11 protein-coding genes and 1 pseudogene are annotated in these 15,782 nt (G+C 68.3%); 10 read left to right on the top strand and 2 right to left on the bottom strand.

Features of this window, described 5'->3' with window-relative positions; genetic code table 11:
• Window positions 1–176 precede the first annotated feature (176 nt).
• The 4 genes from gabD to PKO50_RS29160 all read left to right on the top strand — a co-directional run bounded on the left by gabD (window position 177) and on the right by PKO50_RS29160 (window position 6,142).
• Entirely contained in the window at window positions 177–1,628 is a 1,452-nt protein-coding gene (gabD, locus tag PKO50_RS29175; protein ID WP_275627964.1) for an NADP-dependent succinate-semialdehyde dehydrogenase, read from the top strand.
• Window positions 1,629–1,824: 196 nt separating this feature from the next.
• Complete coding sequence (gene gabT, locus PKO50_RS29170) at window positions 1,825–3,105, top strand: 4-aminobutyrate--2-oxoglutarate transaminase (protein ID WP_089391056.1); 1,281 nt, start codon at window positions 1,825–1,827, stop codon at window positions 3,103–3,105.
• Between the two features lie 115 nt (window positions 3,106–3,220).
• Window positions 3,221–4,642, top strand: coding sequence for an IS1182 family transposase (locus PKO50_RS29165; RefSeq protein ID WP_275627963.1), 1,422 nt, complete (start codon window positions 3,221–3,223; stop codon window positions 4,640–4,642).
• Between the two features lie 270 nt (window positions 4,643–4,912).
• Complete coding sequence (locus PKO50_RS29160; protein ID WP_275627962.1) at window positions 4,913–6,142, top strand: HDOD domain-containing protein; 1,230 nt, start codon at window positions 4,913–4,915, stop codon at window positions 6,140–6,142.
• A gap of 611 nt (window positions 6,143–6,753) precedes the next feature.
• On the opposite strand, the gene argH is transcribed toward PKO50_RS29160, so the two are convergent.
• On the bottom strand, window positions 6,754–8,148 hold the full coding sequence (argH, locus tag PKO50_RS29155) for an argininosuccinate lyase (protein WP_109932113.1): 1,395 nt from the start codon (window positions 8,146–8,148) through the stop codon (window positions 6,754–6,756).
• Window positions 8,149–8,380: 232 nt separating this feature from the next.
• On the opposite strand from argH, the pseudogene PKO50_RS29150 reads away from it, so the two are divergent.
• From PKO50_RS29150 to PKO50_RS29125, 6 genes and pseudogenes are all read left to right on the top strand, one after another.
• A pseudogene (locus PKO50_RS29150) lies at window positions 8,381–9,450 on the top strand (sensor histidine kinase).
• 4 nt (window positions 9,451–9,454) lie between these two features.
• Window positions 9,455–10,201, top strand: a complete 747-nt coding sequence (gene algR, locus PKO50_RS29145) for an alginate biosynthesis regulator AlgR (protein ID WP_043269670.1) — start codon at window positions 9,455–9,457, stop codon at window positions 10,199–10,201.
• Window positions 10,202–10,489: 288 nt separating this feature from the next.
• Entirely contained in the window at window positions 10,490–11,431 is a 942-nt protein-coding gene (gene hemC, locus PKO50_RS29140) for a hydroxymethylbilane synthase (protein ID WP_089391051.1), read from the top strand.
• The gene (locus PKO50_RS29135; protein WP_109932117.1) at window positions 11,428–12,192 is read left to right on the top strand and encodes a uroporphyrinogen-III synthase; all 765 of its coding nucleotides are present in this window, start codon (window positions 11,428–11,430) and stop codon (window positions 12,190–12,192) included. Before hemC ends, PKO50_RS29135 begins: the two co-directional genes overlap by 4 nt.
• 22 nt (window positions 12,193–12,214) lie before the next feature.
• Complete coding sequence (locus tag PKO50_RS29130) at window positions 12,215–13,330, top strand: uroporphyrinogen-III C-methyltransferase (protein ID WP_109932118.1); 1,116 nt, start codon at window positions 12,215–12,217, stop codon at window positions 13,328–13,330.
• Entirely contained in the window at window positions 13,327–14,565 is a 1,239-nt protein-coding gene (locus PKO50_RS29125) for a heme biosynthesis HemY N-terminal domain-containing protein (RefSeq protein WP_109932120.1), read from the top strand. Before PKO50_RS29130 ends, PKO50_RS29125 begins: the two co-directional genes overlap by 4 nt.
• Before the next feature lie 63 nt (window positions 14,566–14,628).
• Here the strand turns inward: PKO50_RS29125 and PKO50_RS29120 are convergent, their stop codons facing one another.
• The gene (locus tag PKO50_RS29120) at window positions 14,629–15,717 is read right to left on the bottom strand and encodes a PQQ-dependent sugar dehydrogenase (RefSeq protein ID WP_275627961.1); all 1,089 of its coding nucleotides are present in this window, start codon (window positions 15,715–15,717) and stop codon (window positions 14,629–14,631) included.
• Window positions 15,718–15,782 lie beyond the last annotated feature (65 nt).

The following is a 15,782-nucleotide window of genomic DNA, read 5'->3' as shown; positions in this document are numbered from 1 at the left end:
TGCGCGACGATCGGTGACCGTGCGCTAGCGCCGGTGCCGTCCGCCAGGCGGGCGGCGCGGCGGGACGATGGAACGGGTGGGGCGAGCGCCCCTCCAATGCTTCCCGGACAACAAGAGCAGGCGGGTGTAGTCGAGGTAGACCCGCTGCTTATGGCTTTCCTCGAAGGAGACTGGTCATGCAACTCAATGATGCCAAGCTGTTCCGCCAACAGGCCTATATCGACGGTTCCTGGGTGGACGCCGACAGCGGTCAGACCATCAAGGTCAACAACCCGGCCACCAACGAGATCATCGGCACTGTGCCGAAGATGGGCGCCGCCGAAACCCGCCGCGCCATCGAGGCTGCCGAGAAGGCCCTGCCGGCCTGGCGCGCGCTGACCGCCAAGGAGCGCGCCAACAAGCTGCGCCGCTGGTTCGAGCTGATGATCCAGAACCAGGATGACCTGGCCCGCCTGATGACCATCGAGCAGGGCAAGCCGCTGGCCGAGGCCAAGGGCGAGATCGCCTACGCCGCCTCCTTCCTCGAGTGGTTCGGCGAGGAAGCCAAGCGCATCTATGGCGACACCATTCCCGGCCACCAGCCGGACAAGCGCATCATCGTCATCAAGCAGCCGATCGGCGTCACCGCGGCCATCACCCCGTGGAACTTCCCCTCGGCGATGATCACCCGCAAGGCCGGCCCGGCCCTGGCCGCCGGCTGCACCATGGTGCTGAAGCCCGCTTCGCAGACCCCGTACTCCGCCCTGGCCCTGGCCGAGCTGGCCGAGCGCGCCGGTATCCCCAAAGGCGTGTTCAGCGTGGTCACCGGCAGCGCCGGCGAAGTCGGCGGCGAGCTGACCGGCAACCCGATCGTGCGCAAGCTGACCTTCACCGGCTCGACCGAGATCGGCCGCCAGCTGATGGCCGAATGCGCCAAGGACATCAAGAAGGTCTCCCTGGAGCTGGGCGGCAACGCGCCCTTCATCGTTTTCGACGATGCCGACCTGGACGCCGCCGTCGAAGGCGCGCTGATCTCCAAGTACCGCAACAACGGCCAGACCTGCGTCTGCGCCAACCGCCTGTACGTGCAGGACGGCGTGTACGACGCCTTCGTCGAGAAACTGAAGGCTGCCGTGGCCAAGCTGAACATCGGCAACGGCCTGGAGCAGGGCGTGACCACCGGCCCGCTGATCGATTCCAAGGCCGTGGCCAAGGTCGAAGAACACATCGCCGATGCCGTGGGCAAGGGCGCCAAGGTCGTCGCCGGCGGCAAGCCGCACGCCCTGGGCGGTACCTTCTTCGAGCCGACCATCCTGGTCGACGTGCCGAAGAACGCGCTCGTCTCCAAGGACGAGACCTTCGGCCCGCTGGCCCCGGTGTTCCGCTTCAAGGACGAGGCCGACGTCATCGCCATGTCCAACGACACCGAGTTCGGCCTGGCCTCCTACTTCTACGCCCGTGACCTGGGCCGCGTGTTCCGCGTGGCCGAGGCCCTGGAATACGGTATGGTGGGCATCAACACCGGCCTGATCTCCAACGAGGTCGCCCCCTTCGGCGGCATCAAGGCCTCGGGCCTGGGTCGCGAGGGTTCGAAGTACGGCATCGAGGACTACCTCGAGGTCAAGTACCTCTGCCTGGGCGGCATCTGATTTCCCGTGGGCGCGCGGGTGGCAGGCAAGAGCCGGCAGCCACTCACGCGTCGGCGTTTTCCGGTGGTGGCACCGGACAACCCACCCGGCGGGCCGCAAGTGCCGCGACAGTCGATCATCGTATGCTGTCGCGAGTGGCTTCTCCCCGTCTTCATCCTTTGACCCGGCCGCCCGATGAGCGGCCACTGAGGAAGCTATGAGCAAAACCAACGAATCCCTGCTGCAACGCCGTCAGGCCGCCGTTCCGCGCGGCGTGGGCCAGATCCACCCGGTCGTCGCCGAGCGCGCCGAGAACGCCACCGTGTGGGACGTCGAGGGTCGCGAATACATCGACTTCGCCGGCGGCATCGCAGTACTGAACACCGGCCACCTGCACCCGAAAGTGGTCGCCGCCGTTCAGGAGCAATTGACCAAGCTGTCCCACACCTGCTTCCAGGTGCTGGCCTACGAGCCCTACATCGAGCTGGCCGAAGAGATCGCCAAGCGCGTTCCGGGCAACTTCCCGAAGAAGACCCTGCTGGTCACCTCCGGCTCCGAAGCGGTCGAGAACGCCGTGAAGATCGCCCGTGCCGCCACCGGCCGTGCCGGCGTGATCGCCTTCACCGGCGCCTACCACGGCCGCACCATGATGACCCTGGGCCTGACCGGCAAGGTGGTTCCGTACTCCGCCGGCATGGGCCTGATGCCGGGCGGCATCTTCCGCGCCCTGGCTCCGTGCGAACTGCACGGCATCAGCGAAGACGAGTCGATCGCCAGCATCGAGCGCATCTTCAAGAACGACGCGCAGCCGCGTGACATCGCCGCCATCATCATCGAGCCGGTACAGGGCGAGGGTGGCTTCTACGTCAACTCCAAGCCGTTCATGCAGCGCCTGCGCGCCCTGTGCGACGAGCACGGCATCCTGCTGATCGCCGACGAAGTGCAGACCGGCGCTGGCCGCACCGGCACCTTCTTCGCCACCGAGCAGCTGGGCATCGTCCCGGACCTGACCACCTTCGCCAAGTCCGTCGGCGGCGGCTTCCCGATCTCCGGCGTTGTCGGCAAGGCCGAGATCATGGACGCTATCGCCCCCGGTGGCCTGGGCGGCACCTACGCCGGCAGCCCGATCGCCTGCGCCGCGGCCCTGGCCGTGCTGAAGGTGTTCGACGAAGAGAAGCTGCTGGAGCGTTCGCAAGCCGTTGGCGAAACCCTGAAGGCCGGCCTGCGCGACATCCAGGCCAAGCACAAGGTGATCGGCGACGTCCGTGGCTTGGGTTCGATGGTCGCCATCGAGCTGTTCGAAGGCGGCGACGTGAACAAGCCGGCCGCCGAGCTGGTCAGCAAGATCGTCGTGCGTGCTCGCGAGAAGGGCCTGATCCTGCTCTCCTGCGGCACCTACTACAACGTGATCCGCTTCCTGATGCCGGTAACCATCCCGGACGCCCAGCTGCAGAAGGGCCTGGCCATCCTGGCCGAGTGCTTCGACGAACTGGCCTGACAGGCTCGTTCGGCAGTACCGGAAGAGGCCCGCGCAACAGACTGTGTGAAAACCTAGCAGTCTGAGTGCAAGCCCAAGACAATGCCCGTATCGATCGATACGGGCATTGTCGTTTATGGGCTATATCCGCGGTGAAGGGCGTGATCAGGGCAGCTTGTTTCCAGTGTGTCTGGATGAACTGGTTCCCGAAGAACATCTGGTCCGCGTGATCGAGGCCTACGTGGCGCGGCTGGATTTGCACAGACTGGGCTTCAGCAAGGCGCGAGCTAGCAAGGTTGGACGTCCGGCCTATGATCCGGCCGACTTGCTCAAGCTGTACCTGTATGGCTACTTCCATCGAATCCGCTCCTCGCGCCGACTGGAGGCCGAGTGCCAGCGCAATGTCGAAGTGATGTGGTTGCTGGGCCAATTGGTACCGGACTTCAAGACCATTGCCGATTTCCGTAAAGACAACGGTATGGCGTTCCAGGCAACCTGCCGTGCCTTTGTGCAGTTCTGCCGTCAGGTCGGGTTGATCGGTGGTCAATTGGTGGCTATCGATGGCAGCAAGTTTCAGGCGGTGGCTTCACGACGCAAGCACTTGAGCCTGGCGCGGCTCAAGCGTCAGCAAGCCAGACTGGAGGCCGAGATCGCTCGTTATCTGAGCGATCTGGATGAAGCCGACCGCGCCGAAGCCGGCGAAGGGATCGACCGGGGGGCCGTCAAGACCGCCCTCGAACAGTTGCAGGCTCGGCATGCTGACAACCTGACCTGCCAGGTCCTGATGCAGGCCCAGGGGCTGGAGCAATTCGTGATCGGCGAGTCCGATGCCCAGTTGATGCGAACCCAGCAGGGGGCGCGGGTCGCCTACAACGTGCAAAGCGCCGTCGATGACAAGCATTGCCTAGTGCTGCACCACGAGGTGACCCGGGACGGCAATGACACTCGCCAACTGCAGCCGATGGCCGAAGCCAGCCAAGCGGTGCTGGCGCAGGCACAGCTGACGGTCACGGCAGACGCCGGTTACTCCAATGGCGAGCAGTTCCAGGCTTGCGAAGAGGCGGGCATCACCGCGTATGTGCCGCTGAACCGTGGTATCAACAACCACGGCAAGGGCATGGAACTGTTCGATCGCAGCGTCTTTACCTACGACGCGGAGCACGACCGCTACCAGTGCCCGGCAGGCCAGTGGCTCCTCCTCAAGCAGGTACGCGGCATGGAGAGGATTTACGCGATCAGCGGCGATTGCTGCGCTTGCCCTTTGCAGTCGCGCTGTACGAACAGCAAGCGCCGTCATCTCACCCGTCACGCCCATGAGTCGGCTTTCGAGCGTATGCAGCAACGCCTGAAGGCCCGACCGGACATGATGACCAAGCGCCGATCCATCGTTGAACACCCCTTCGGCAACCTGAAGCAGTGGATATTTGGCAACGGCCGCTTCCTGCTACGGCAGTTAGGGGGCGCCAGCACGGAAATGGCCCTGGCCGTGCAGGCCTACAACCTCAAGCGTGCGATCCAGGTACTCGGTGCTCGTCGCTTGATCGAATTGATGGCCTGATGTTCCCCAGAAAAGCCAACGCCCCGAACCAGTCGGGGCGTTGGCTTGGCCTTGCTCTCAGCGTGTTTTCACACAGTCTGGCAAGCGGGCCTTTTCTTTTTCCGGGGTTTCGCTCCGCCTGCGTCGCCGTGCCGCATCTACCCCCTTGGTCGTATCGGAGAGCGCCGCCGCATCAGCTATCCTGTCCTGCGCGCGATGCCGTCCGGGCCTCCCTCTGGCAGGCGCCTTGCGACTCGGTTAAGGTGCGCGCGCATCTGCGAGAGGATCTCCATGACAGCACTCAGCGCCGCGCCGACCGTTCTGGTCGCCGCCGCCGACCCCTGGAACCGCGAATTGCTCGGCCAACTGGTACTGAGCGTGCGTTGCGACGCGGCCGTCGAATATTGCGAGGACGGCGACCAGGCCATCCAGGCCTGCCGATTGCGCGCCTTCGGCCTGGTACTGGCCGAGCAGGAACTGGCCGGCACCGATGGCATCGACCTGCTCCGCCACCTGCGCCGCAGCCGCCGTGGGGCGGGTGCGCCGGACTTCATCCTGATCAGCGCCAAGGCCGATGCGGCCAGCGTGCGCGCGGTGCTGCCGCTGGCGCCCAGCGCCTACCTGGTCAAGCCGTTCAATGCCGAGGACCTGCGCCAGCGCCTGCGCAGCCTGCTGCTGGAGCCGGGTCAGGAAGTCAGTTGCGCCGTGCCCCGGGGGCTTACCGGCAGCCTGGCCGAGTTCCTCGCCGAGGCACGTGACGCCGCCGAGGGCGCACCCCTGCTGGCTGCGGTGGGCGAGGCGGCGAGCCGTTGCCTGAGCTGCGAAGGGGTCAGCCTGGAGCAGATGGAAGAAGAATTCGGCCGCGACCCGCAGATCACCGCCTGCCTGATCGCCGCGGCCAACAGCGCCGCGCGGCACGTCGGCATGCCCTGCCTGACCCTCGCCCAGGCGCTGGCCCGCCTCGGCCTGGCCCAGGCCTGCAACCTGGTGCTGGGGCTCAGCCTGGAGCACGCCGCGCAACTCGCCGAGCCGCGCCTGAAGGAGCGCGCCGCGGCATTCTGGGCGCTTTCCCAGCGCACCGCCGATGCCGCCCAGGCCCTGGCCGAGAGCCTCGACGTCGACGCGCCGCGCTGCTACACCGCTGGCCTGCTGCATTGCCTGGGCGACCTCGCGGTGCTGCGCACCCTGGAGGAATGGTGCCGGCGCGGCGGGGCGCTGGAGGACCAGGAGATCGACGACAGCCTCAAGGCCTTCGGCGCCAGTTTCGGCTCCACGCTGCGCGCGCGCTGGCGCCTGCCGCTGGAGCTGCGCGGGCTGGTCGCCGCGTGCTACGGCATGGGCAGCGGGGTGTTCTCGCGCAAGGCGCTGGTGCTCAACCTGGCGGCCAGGGCGGCACGCCTGCCGGCGTCCCAGTCCGGGCTGCTGAAGGAGGAGAAGGCGCTGCGGATGCTTGGGCTGGGGCCGGTGGAATTGCAGTTGCTGCAGAAGTTCTGTGACGCCGAGGAGCCAAGCGCTTCGTAGGATCAGCTGTTTCCGGCTGCGCGAGGTGCTCTTCGTAGGAGCGGAACTTTTCCGCGATAGCCGGACGTTCCGGCGCGATTCGCGGATGAAATCCGCTCCTACGCTGCCCCACCCACGCCATTTCCTTGTAGGAGCGCGCCCTGCGCGCGAAGTCGCGGGCAGGGCCAGCTCCTACAGTCTGCCCCGAGGCATGGCGTTACTACTGTAGGAGCGGAACTTTTCCGCGATAGCCGGACGTTCCGGCGTGATTCGCGGATGAGATCCGCTCCTACGCTGCCCCACCCGCACCATTTCCTTGTAGGAGCAGCGCCCTGCGCGCGAAATCGCGGGCAGGGCCCGCTCCTACAGTCTGCCCCGAGGCATGGCGTTACTACTGTAGGAGCGGAACTTTTCCGCGATAGCCGGACGTTCCGGCGTGATTCGCGGATGAGATCCGCTCCTACGCTGCCCCACCCGCGCCATTTCATTGTAGGAGCGCGCCCTGCGCGCGAAATCGCGGGCAGGGCCCGCTCCTACCGTTCACAGCAAGGCATGGACCGCTCGCGGACAATAAAAAACGCCGCTTCCCGAGTAGGGAAGCGGCGTTCCTTTGTGGCTGACGCGCTAACGCTTCAACGCTTGGCCAGCAGCTCCTTGCCACGCGCCACGGCGGCGCGAACCTGGGCCGGGGCGGTGCCGCCGATGTGGTCGCGGGCGTTCACCGAGCCTTCCAGGGTCAGCACGGCGAACACGTCGTCGGCGATCTGGTCGCTGAACTGGCGCAGCTCGTCCAGGCTCATCTCGGCAAGGTCCTTGCCGCTGTCCACGCCGTATTTCACCGCGTGGCCGACGATCTCGTGGCAGTCGCGGAAGGGCAGGCCCTTGCGCACCAGGTAGTCGGCGAGGTCCGTGGCGGTGGAGAAGCCGCGGCGGGCCGCCTCGCGCATGATCTCGCGCTTGGGCTTGATGGCCGGGACCATGTCGGCGAAGGCGCGCAGGCTGTCGCGCAGGGTGTCGGCGGCGTCGAACAGCGGTTCCTTGTCTTCCTGGTTGTCCTTGTTGTACGCCAGCGGCTGGCCCTTCATCAGCGTCAGCAGGCCGGTGAGGTGGCCGAACACCCGGCCGGACTTGCCGCGTACCAGTTCCGGCACGTCCGGGTTCTTCTTCTGCGGCATGATCGAGGAGCCGGTGCAGAAGCGGTCGGGCAGGTCGATGAACTGGAACTGCGCGCTGGTCCAGAGCACCAGCTCCTCGGAGAAGCGCGACAGGTGCATCATCGCCAGGGAGGCGGCGGCGCAGAATTCGATGGCGAAGTCACGGTCGGACACGCCGTCCAGCGAGTTGCCGGAGATCGCTTCGAATCCCAGCAGTTCGCAGGTGATTTCCCGCTGGATCGGGTAGGTGGTGCCGGCCAGCGCGGCGCTGCCCAGGGGCATGCGGTTGACGCGCTTGCGGCAATCCACCAGGCGCTCGTAGTCGCGGCTGAGCATCTCGAACCAGGCCAGCAGGTGGTGGCCGAAGGTCACCGGCTGGGCGGTCTGCAGGTGGGTGAAGCCGGGCATGATGGTGTCCGCCTCGGCTTCGGCCAGGCCCAGCAGGCCCTGCTGCAGGCGGGTGATCTCGGCGAGGATGGTGTCGATCTCGTCGCGCAGCCACAGGCGGATGTCGGTGGCCACCTGGTCGTTGCGGCTGCGGCCGGTGTGCAGCTTCTTGCCGGTGACGCCGATGCGGTCGGTCAGGCGCGCCTCGATGTTCATGTGCACGTCTTCCAGGTCGACGCGCCAGTCGAAGCTGCCGGCCTCGATCTCGGCCTGGATCTGCTTCAGGCCGTCGATGATGGCGTCGCGCTCGGCGTCGGTCAGCACGCCGGCCCGGGCCAGCATGCTGGCGTGGGCGATGGAGCCCATGATGTCGTGGTGGTAGAGGCGCTTGTCGAAGTCGACGGAGGCGGTGAAGCGGGCGACGAAGGCGTCGACGGGTTCGCTGAAGCGGCCGCCCCAGGACTGGTTGGTCTTCTCTACGCTCATGGATCTCTCTCGCGGAAACAGGCAGGCGCGTGCAGCGCCTGCAGGAAGGGCAAAGTCCGACGATAATAGCAGGCTGAAGGTCAAAAACGGCGTGCGCTTCGACGGGTGTGGCGGGGGGAACCAGGGTGGCCGCCCCGGCCGGGCGCGGCGCAGTCGACATTTCGGTGCTCGAATTCGCCCGGCGGGCTGCGATCCGCTTGCCGAGGCGCGGAGGCTTGCGGAAACTTCGGCGATGCCAAACCAAGCCAAGACCGGCGCCCAGCCGGCAACCCACGACGATTTCTTCATCCCCGAACTGTGCCAGAGCGAGGCGCTGTTCAGCCTGGTCCTGCTGGCCGAGCTGCTGGTGCTGGTACTGGTGCTGGCCGAGCCGATGACGCCCAGCTTCAACTGGGTGCGCCTGGCCCTAGCCTCGCTCTTCGTGCAGTGGATAGTGCTGCTCTCGGCGGGCCTGCTGTGCCGCCTGCGGCCGCTGCTGGCGCGCTGGCCGGCATGGGGCTCGGGGCTGGCCAGCTGCCTGCTGGTGGTGCTGCTCACCCTCGGCTGCACCGCGGTGGCCGACTACTACGCGCTCGGCGGGCCGCTGTCGATCAAGGGCGAGGTCAACCTGTACCTGCGCCATGCCTTGATCGCCCTCATCATGTCGGCCTTGTTGCTACGCTACTTTTACTTGCAGAGCCAATGGCGCAGGCAGGAACAGGCCGAGCTGCGCGCACGCATCGAGTCGTTGCAGGCGCGCATCCGCCCGCACTTCCTGTTCAACAGCCTGAACAGCATCGCCAGCCTGATCGAGCTGGACCCGGGCAAGGCCGAGCAGGCGGTGCTGAACCTGTCGGACCTGTTCCGCGCCAGCCTGGCCAAGCCGGGGACTTTAATTTCCTGGGGGAGGAACTGGAGTTGGCCAGGCGCTATCTTTCCATAGAGCAGTATCGCCTGGGCGACCGGCTGCAACTGGACTGGCAGGTGAGCGGCGTGCCCGATGGCGTGCCCATCCCGCAGTTGACCCTGCAGCCACTGTTGGAGAATTCATTGATCTACGGTATCCAGCCGCGCATCGAAGGCGGCCTGGTGAAAGTTGAGGCGGACTATCGTGACGGTGTGTTCCAGTTGTGCGTGAGCAACCCCTACGACGAGTCGACGCAGACGCTGCCCACGAAGGGGACCAAGCAGGCGCTGCAGAATATCGCGGCGAGAATTGCGGCACTTTTCGGGCCAAAAGCGAGTCTCAGCGTCGAACGCCGTGACGGACGGCACTACACCTGTCTACGCTATCCATGTGCGCGTCTCATGCAGGAAGCCTGAGCTTATGAATGTCCTGATCGTCGATGACGAACCCCTGGCGCGCGAGCGCCTGGCCCGGCTGGTGGGGCAACTGGACGGCTACCGCGTCCTCGAACCCTCCGCCAGCAACGGCGAAGAAGCGCTGGCGCTGATCGACAGCCTGAAGCCGGATATCGTCCTGCTGGATATCCGCATGCCCGGCCTGGACGGGCTCCAGGTCGCCGCCAAGCTGTGCGAGCGCGAAGCCCCCCCGGCGGTGATCTTCTGCACCGCCCACGATGAATTCGCCCTGGAGGCCTTCCAGGTCAGCGCGGTCGGCTACCTGGTCAAGCCGGTGCGCGCAGAGGACCTGGCCGAGGCCCTGAAGAAGGCCTCCAGGCCCAACCGCATCCAGCTGGCGGCGCTGACCAGGCCGCCGGCCGCCGGCGGCCCCGGCCCGCGCAGCCACATCAGCGCGCGGACGCGCAAGGGCATCGAGCTGATCCCCCTGGAGGACGTGATCTTCTTCATCGCCGACCACAAGTACGTGACCCTGCGCCACGCCGGCGGCGAAGTGCTGCTGGACGAGCCGCTGAAGGCCCTGGAAGACGAGTTCGGCGAGCGTTTCGTGCGCATCCACCGCAACGCCCTGGTCTCGCGCGAGCGCATCGAGCGCCTGCAGCGCACCCCGCTGGGGCATTTTCAGCTTTACCTCAAGGGCCTGGACGGCGACGCCCTGACCGTGAGCCGGCGGCATGTCGCCGGGGTGCGGCGGTTGATGCATAACTTGTGAAGCTGCAAGCTGCAAGCTGCAGGCGGGAGGCGTAGGCGCAGCTGGCTTGCAGGCCGCGCCGAGTTGCTCTTCGTAGGAGCGAGCTTGCTCGCGAACCGCATGGCACCGTTTGTTCGCGAGCAAGCTCGCGCCTACAGCGGTGATGTAGGCGCGGGCTTGCCAGTGAACCCTGATCCCGGGGATGGCCCGAGCGGGGTGGGCTGAAAGCCTGTCTTGGCGTCGCAGGGGGAAAGCCTGGGCGCTGAAGCCTGTTATCATCCCCCGCAGTCCCTTGTCCCGGAATTGCCCATGTCGTCCCGCGAAATCCGAATCGCCACCCGTCAGAGCGCATTGGCCCTGTGGCAGGCCGAGTACGTCAAGAGCCGCCTTGAGCAGGCCCACCCCGGCCTGCGCGTGAGTCTGCTGCCGATGACCAGCCGCGGCGACAAGCTGCTCGATGCCCCGCTGGCGAAGATCGGCGGCAAGGGCCTGTTCGTGAAGGAACTGGAGACCGCCCTGCTGGAGGGCGCGGCCGACATCGCCGTGCACTCCATGAAGGACGTGCCCATGGACTTCCCCGAGGGCCTGGGCCTGTACTGCATCTGCGAGCGCGAGGACCCGCGCGACGCCTTCGTCTCCAACACCTACGCCAGCCTCGCCGAGCTGCCCGCCGGCAGCGTGGTCGGCACCTCCAGCCTGCGCCGCCAGGCGCAGCTGCTGGCCAGCCGCCCGGACCTGCAGATCCGCTTCCTGCGCGGCAACGTCAACACCCGCCTGGCCAAGCTCGACGCCGGTGAGTACGACGCCATCATCCTCGCCGCCGCCGGCCTGATCCGCCTCGGCTTCGAGGCGCGCATCCGCTCCGCCATCGGCGTGGAGGACAGCCTGCCGGCCGGTGGCCAGGGTGCCGTGGGCATCGAATGCCGCAGCGCCGATACCGAGATCCACGCGCTGCTGGCGCCGCTGCATCACGCCGACACCGCGCTGCGGGTGACCGCCGAGCGCGCGTTGAACAAGCGCCTCAACGGCGGCTGCCAGGTGCCCATCGCCTGCTACGCCGTGCGCGAGGGCGAGCAGCTGTGGCTGCGCGGCCTGGTCGGCCAGCCCGACGGCGCGCAGCTGCTGCGCGCCGAGGCCCGCGCGCCGCTGGCCGAGGCCGAGGCGCTGGGCGTGAAAGTCGCCGAAGACCTGCTGGGGCAAGGCGCGGCCGACATCCTCGCCGCCGTGTATGGCGAGGCCGGCCCGCAGTGAGCCACTGGCGCCTGCTGCTGACGCGGCCGCAGGAAGAGTGCGAGGCCCTGGCCGCCAGCCTGGCCGAACACGGCGTGGCCAGCGCCAGCCTGCCGTTGCTGGCCATCGAGCCCCTGGAAGAAACCCCCGAGCAGCGCAGCCTGCTGCTCGACCTGGACCGCTACTGCGCCGTGGTGGTGGTCAGCAAGCCCGCCGCGCGCCTGGGCGTAGAGCGCATCGACCGCTTCTGGCCGCAGCCGCCGGCGCGCCAGGGCTGGTTCGCGGTCGGCGCGGCCACCGCGGCTATCCTCGATGACTACGGTCTGCGCGTGCACTACCCGGAGCACGGCGACAACAGCGAGGCGCTGCTGGCGCTGCCGGCCCTGGCGCAGGCCCTGGAGGTGCCGGGGCCGCGGGTGCTGATCCTGCGTGGCGAAGGTGGCCGAGAATTCCTCGCCGAGCGCCTGCGCGGCCAAGGTGTGGCCGTGGATTATCTGGAACTCTACCGCCGCGTCCTGCCGGCCTACCCGGCGGGCGAACTGGCGCGGCGGGTGTGCGAGGAGGCGCTGAACGGCTTGGTGGTGAGCAGTGGCCAGGGCCTGGAGCACCTGCTGCGAGTGGCCGGGGAGGACTGGCCGCAACTGGCCGGGCTACCCTTGTTCGTGCCCAGCCCGCGGGTCGCCGAACTGGCCCGCGACGCCGGTGCGCGACGCGTGATCGATTGCCGCGGGGCGAATGCCGCGGCCCTGCTGGAGGCGCTCAGGGGCGCCGACGAAGAATAATTTCCGAGCGAAGGATGGACCTGTGAGCGAAGCCGTCACTCCCCAAGACACCCCGCAAAGCACTCCCGTCGAGCCGACCCCGCCCGTCCCGGCCAGGTCCGGCAATGGCCTGGCCCTGCTCGCCCTGCTGGTCGGCGTCGCCGGCCTCGGCGTCGGTGGCTGGGGGCTGTGGCAGACGCAGCAGCTGCAGGCCCGCGACCAGGCCCGCGCGCAGCAGCTGGAGGAAGCTCGCAGCCAGGCCCAGAACCTGCTGAACCACAACGGCGCGCTGGACAAGCGCCTGGACGCGCTGCCCAGCGCGGACGAGCTGGAAGCCCGCCGGCGCCTGGTGGTCGAGCTGCAGGGCGACCAGCAGCAACTGGCCCAGCAGTTCAAGCAGGTCCTCGGGCAGAGCCGCCAGCAGTGGCGCCTGGCCGAGGCCGAGCACCTGATGCGCCTCGCCTCGCTGCGCCTCTCCGCGCTGCAGGACATCGACAGCGCCACCCAACTGGTGCAGGGCGCCGACGACATCCTCCGCGCGCAGAATGACCCGGGCGCCTTCGCCGCCCGCGCGCAACTGGCCAAGAGCCTCGAAGCCCTGCGCAGCCTGCCGCAGCCGGACCGCACCGGGCTGTTCCTGCAGCTCGGCGCGCTGCGCGAGCAGGCCGCCCAGCTGCAGCCGCTGGAGCCGAGCTTCAAGGAAGGCCCGGGCAAGGCCTCGACCACCGCCTGGGGCGACGGCAGCAGCACCCTGGACCAGTGGTGGGAGCGCATCTCGCGCTACGTGCGCATCGACTTCAACGCCGGCCAGGACGTGCGCCCGCTGCTTTCCGGGCAACAGCTGACGCGCGTGCGCCTGGCCCTCAGCCTGGCCCTGGAGCAGGCGCAGTGGGCCGCGCTCAACGGGCGCCAGGAAGTCTACGAGCAGGCCCTGAAGCAGGCGCGGCAGATCCTCGGCGACTTCTTCAACGCCGACCTCGCCGACAGCCGCGCCCTGGGCCTGCGCATCGACGAGCTGGCGCAGCAGCCGGTGGCCGTCCAGGCGCCGGACCTGAACCCGGCGCTGAGCGCCCTGCAGGCCTACGTGGTGCGCCGCGACCAGGCCGCCGCCGACCAGCAGCAGGCGCCCGCCGCGCCCCAGGCGGAGGGCAGCCAATGAGCCGCGTCTACCTGCTGGTCCTGGCCCTGGTGGTGGCCGCCACCCTGGTCGGCCTGGCCATCGCCGAGCAGTCGGGCTACGTGCTGATCGCCTACAAGAGCTTCCGCTACGAATCCAGCCTGTGGACCTTCCTCGCCCTGCTGGCGCTGGTGTGGCTGCTGTACCTGGCGGTACGCCTGGTGCTGCGCCTGCTCGGCGTGTCCGGGCGGGTGGTCAACCCCTGGTCGCGCTTCAACCGCCGGCGCCGCGCCGAGATGGCCGAGGAACACGGCCAGCGCGACCTCGCCGAAGGCCACTGGGCCCCGGCCCTGCGCCACCTGCGGCGCGCCGCCGAACTGAACGAGCGCAGCCTGCCCAGTTACCTGGGCGCGGCCCGCGCGGCCAACGAACTGGGGCGCTTCGAGGAGTGCGACCAGGTACTCGACCGCGCCCTCGAACGCCAGCCCGGCACGGCCCTGGCCGTGGGCCTGACGCGCGCGCAACTGCTGATCAACCGCGGTGCCTTCGAGCCGGCCCGCGCGGTGCTGGTGAAGCTGCACGAGGAACACCCGCGCCACCCCACGGTGCTGCGCCTGCTCCAGCAGCTCTACGTCAGCCTGCAGGACTGGCGCCCGCTGCTGGCCCTGCTGCCGGAGCTGCGCAAGGAACGCGTGCTGGAGAACGCCCAGCTCAGCGACCTGGAACGCCGCGCCTGGATCGCCGCCCTGGAAGCCGCCGGCGAGCAGGGCCTGGGGCAGGGCGAGACGGCCCTGCAGCCGCTCACCCAGACCTGGCAGAACCTGCCGGCCAACCTGCGCGCCCAGCCGCTGCTGGTCGCCGCCTACGCCCAGCAGCTGCTGCGCCTGGGCGCGCCCGAGGAGGCGGAGAAGGTCCTGCGCCAGGCCCTCAAGGAAGGCTACGACGAGCGCCTGATGCTGCTCTACGGCAAGGCCCGCGGCAGCGACCCGGCGCGCCAGCTGCAGAACGCCGAGGCCTGGCTGAAGAAATACCCCGACGACCCCGTCCTGCTCTTGTCCCTGGGCCGCCTGTGCCTGGCCGACAAGCTCTGGGGCAAGGCCCGCGACTACCTGGAGGCCAGCCTGGCCCGCCAGCACAGCGCCGAGACCTGCGCCGAGCTGGCGCGCCTGCTGGCGCACCTGGGGGAGACCGAGCGCAGCAACAGGCTGTTCCAGGAAGGCCTGGGCCTGTTCGGCGCGCCTGTGGGCAGTGCCGTCCAGTTGCCTGCGAAGGTGTAGGAAGGTTCGGATGAAACGCGGCGCCCTGGGGCGCCGCTTTCGTTTGTAGCTGACAGCGACCGCCTACTTGCCGACGTAGCGGATGCGGTAGATCGCCCCGGCCATGTCGTCGCTCACCAGCAGCGAACCGTCCCTGGCCACCAGCACGTCGGCGGGCCGCCCGAGCACTTCCTCGCCGGCCTGCAGCCAGCCCTCGGCGAACAGGCTCTGGCGCTTGAGCGAGCCGTCGGCGTTCAGCTCCACCCGCACCACCCGGTAGCCGACCTTGCGGCTGCGGTTCCACGAGCCGTGCTCGGCGATGAAGACGTTGCCGCGGTATTCGGCGGGGAACTGCTCGCCGCTGTAGAAGCGCATGCCCAGGGCCGCCACGTGGGCGCCGAGGCCGGCCACCGGCGCCACGAAGGCCGAGCAGGGGCGCTGGGCGAATTCCGCGTCGGCGATGCGCCCGGCGTGGCAGTCCGGATAGCCGAAGTCGTCGCCGGCCCTGGTCACGCGGTTCAGTTCGTCGTCGGGCTGGTCGTCGCCGAGCAGGTCGCGGCCGTTGTCGGTGAACCACAGCCGGCCCTGGGCATCCCAGTCGAAGCCCACGGTGTTGCGCACGCCGTAGGCCACCACCTCGCGCTGGCTGCCGTCCACCGCCATGCGTTGCAGGTTGGCGTAGCGCTCGCGGTCCGGGCGGCAGATGTTGCAGGGCGCGCCCACCGGCACGTAGAGCTTGCCGTCGGGGCCGAAGGCGATGAATTTCCAGCCGTGGTGGGTTTCCGTGGGGAACTCGGGGGGCAGCGCCTCGGGTTCCGGCGGTGCGTCCAGGTGCGTCTCGATGTCGCGCAGCACGTAGAGGCGGCTGACAGCCGATACGTACAGGTCGCCCCGGTGGAAGGCCACGCCGCTGGGCATCTTCAGGCCGCTGGCGATCACTTGCGGACGCCGCTCGCCGGGGCGCAGGGCGTACACCTTTCCAGCCTCGCGGCTGCCGATGAAGAGCGTGCCCCCGTCGCCCAGGGCCATGGCGCGGGCGTTGGGGACCTGGTCGCTGAGCACCTCGATGCGGAACCCCTCGGGTACCTTGAGCCGCTCCACCACCGAGGCGGCGAATGCGCCGGGGAGGGGGACGAGCAGCAGCGCGGCGAGTAGGATCAACTGTCGACGCATGGTAGGAATTCCCTGATGGCTGTCCGGCCCAGTCTAGCCCGCCGCCTTGAAAGGCCTGCGGAATT

Origin of the sequence: Pseudomonas sp. 273 (assembly GCF_029201425.1) — a bacterium.
Lineage (GTDB): Bacteria > Pseudomonadota > Gammaproteobacteria > Pseudomonadales > Pseudomonadaceae > Pseudomonas > Pseudomonas delhiensis.
This window is presented reverse-complemented; position numbering and strand designations above follow the sequence as displayed.

Coding starts and splice junctions, on each gene's coding strand:
- gabD (WP_275627964.1), top strand. CDS start 177: ATGCAACTCAATGATGCCAAGCTGTTCCGCCAACAGGCCTATATCGAC.
- gabT (WP_089391056.1), top strand. CDS start 1,825: ATGAGCAAAACCAACGAATCCCTGCTGCAACGCCGTCAGGCCGCCGTT.
- PKO50_RS29165 (WP_275627963.1), top strand. CDS start 3,221: ATGGGCTATATCCGCGGTGAAGGGCGTGATCAGGGCAGCTTGTTTCCA.
- PKO50_RS29160 (WP_275627962.1), top strand. CDS start 4,913: ATGACAGCACTCAGCGCCGCGCCGACCGTTCTGGTCGCCGCCGCCGAC.
- argH (WP_109932113.1), bottom strand. CDS start 8,148: ATGAGCGTAGAGAAGACCAACCAGTCCTGGGGCGGCCGCTTCAGCGAA.
- algR (WP_043269670.1), top strand. CDS start 9,455: ATGAATGTCCTGATCGTCGATGACGAACCCCTGGCGCGCGAGCGCCTG.
- hemC (WP_089391051.1), top strand. CDS start 10,490: ATGTCGTCCCGCGAAATCCGAATCGCCACCCGTCAGAGCGCATTGGCC.
- PKO50_RS29125 (WP_109932120.1), top strand. CDS start 13,327: ATGAGCCGCGTCTACCTGCTGGTCCTGGCCCTGGTGGTGGCCGCCACC.
- PKO50_RS29120 (WP_275627961.1), bottom strand. CDS start 15,717: ATGCGTCGACAGTTGATCCTACTCGCCGCGCTGCTGCTCGTCCCCCTC.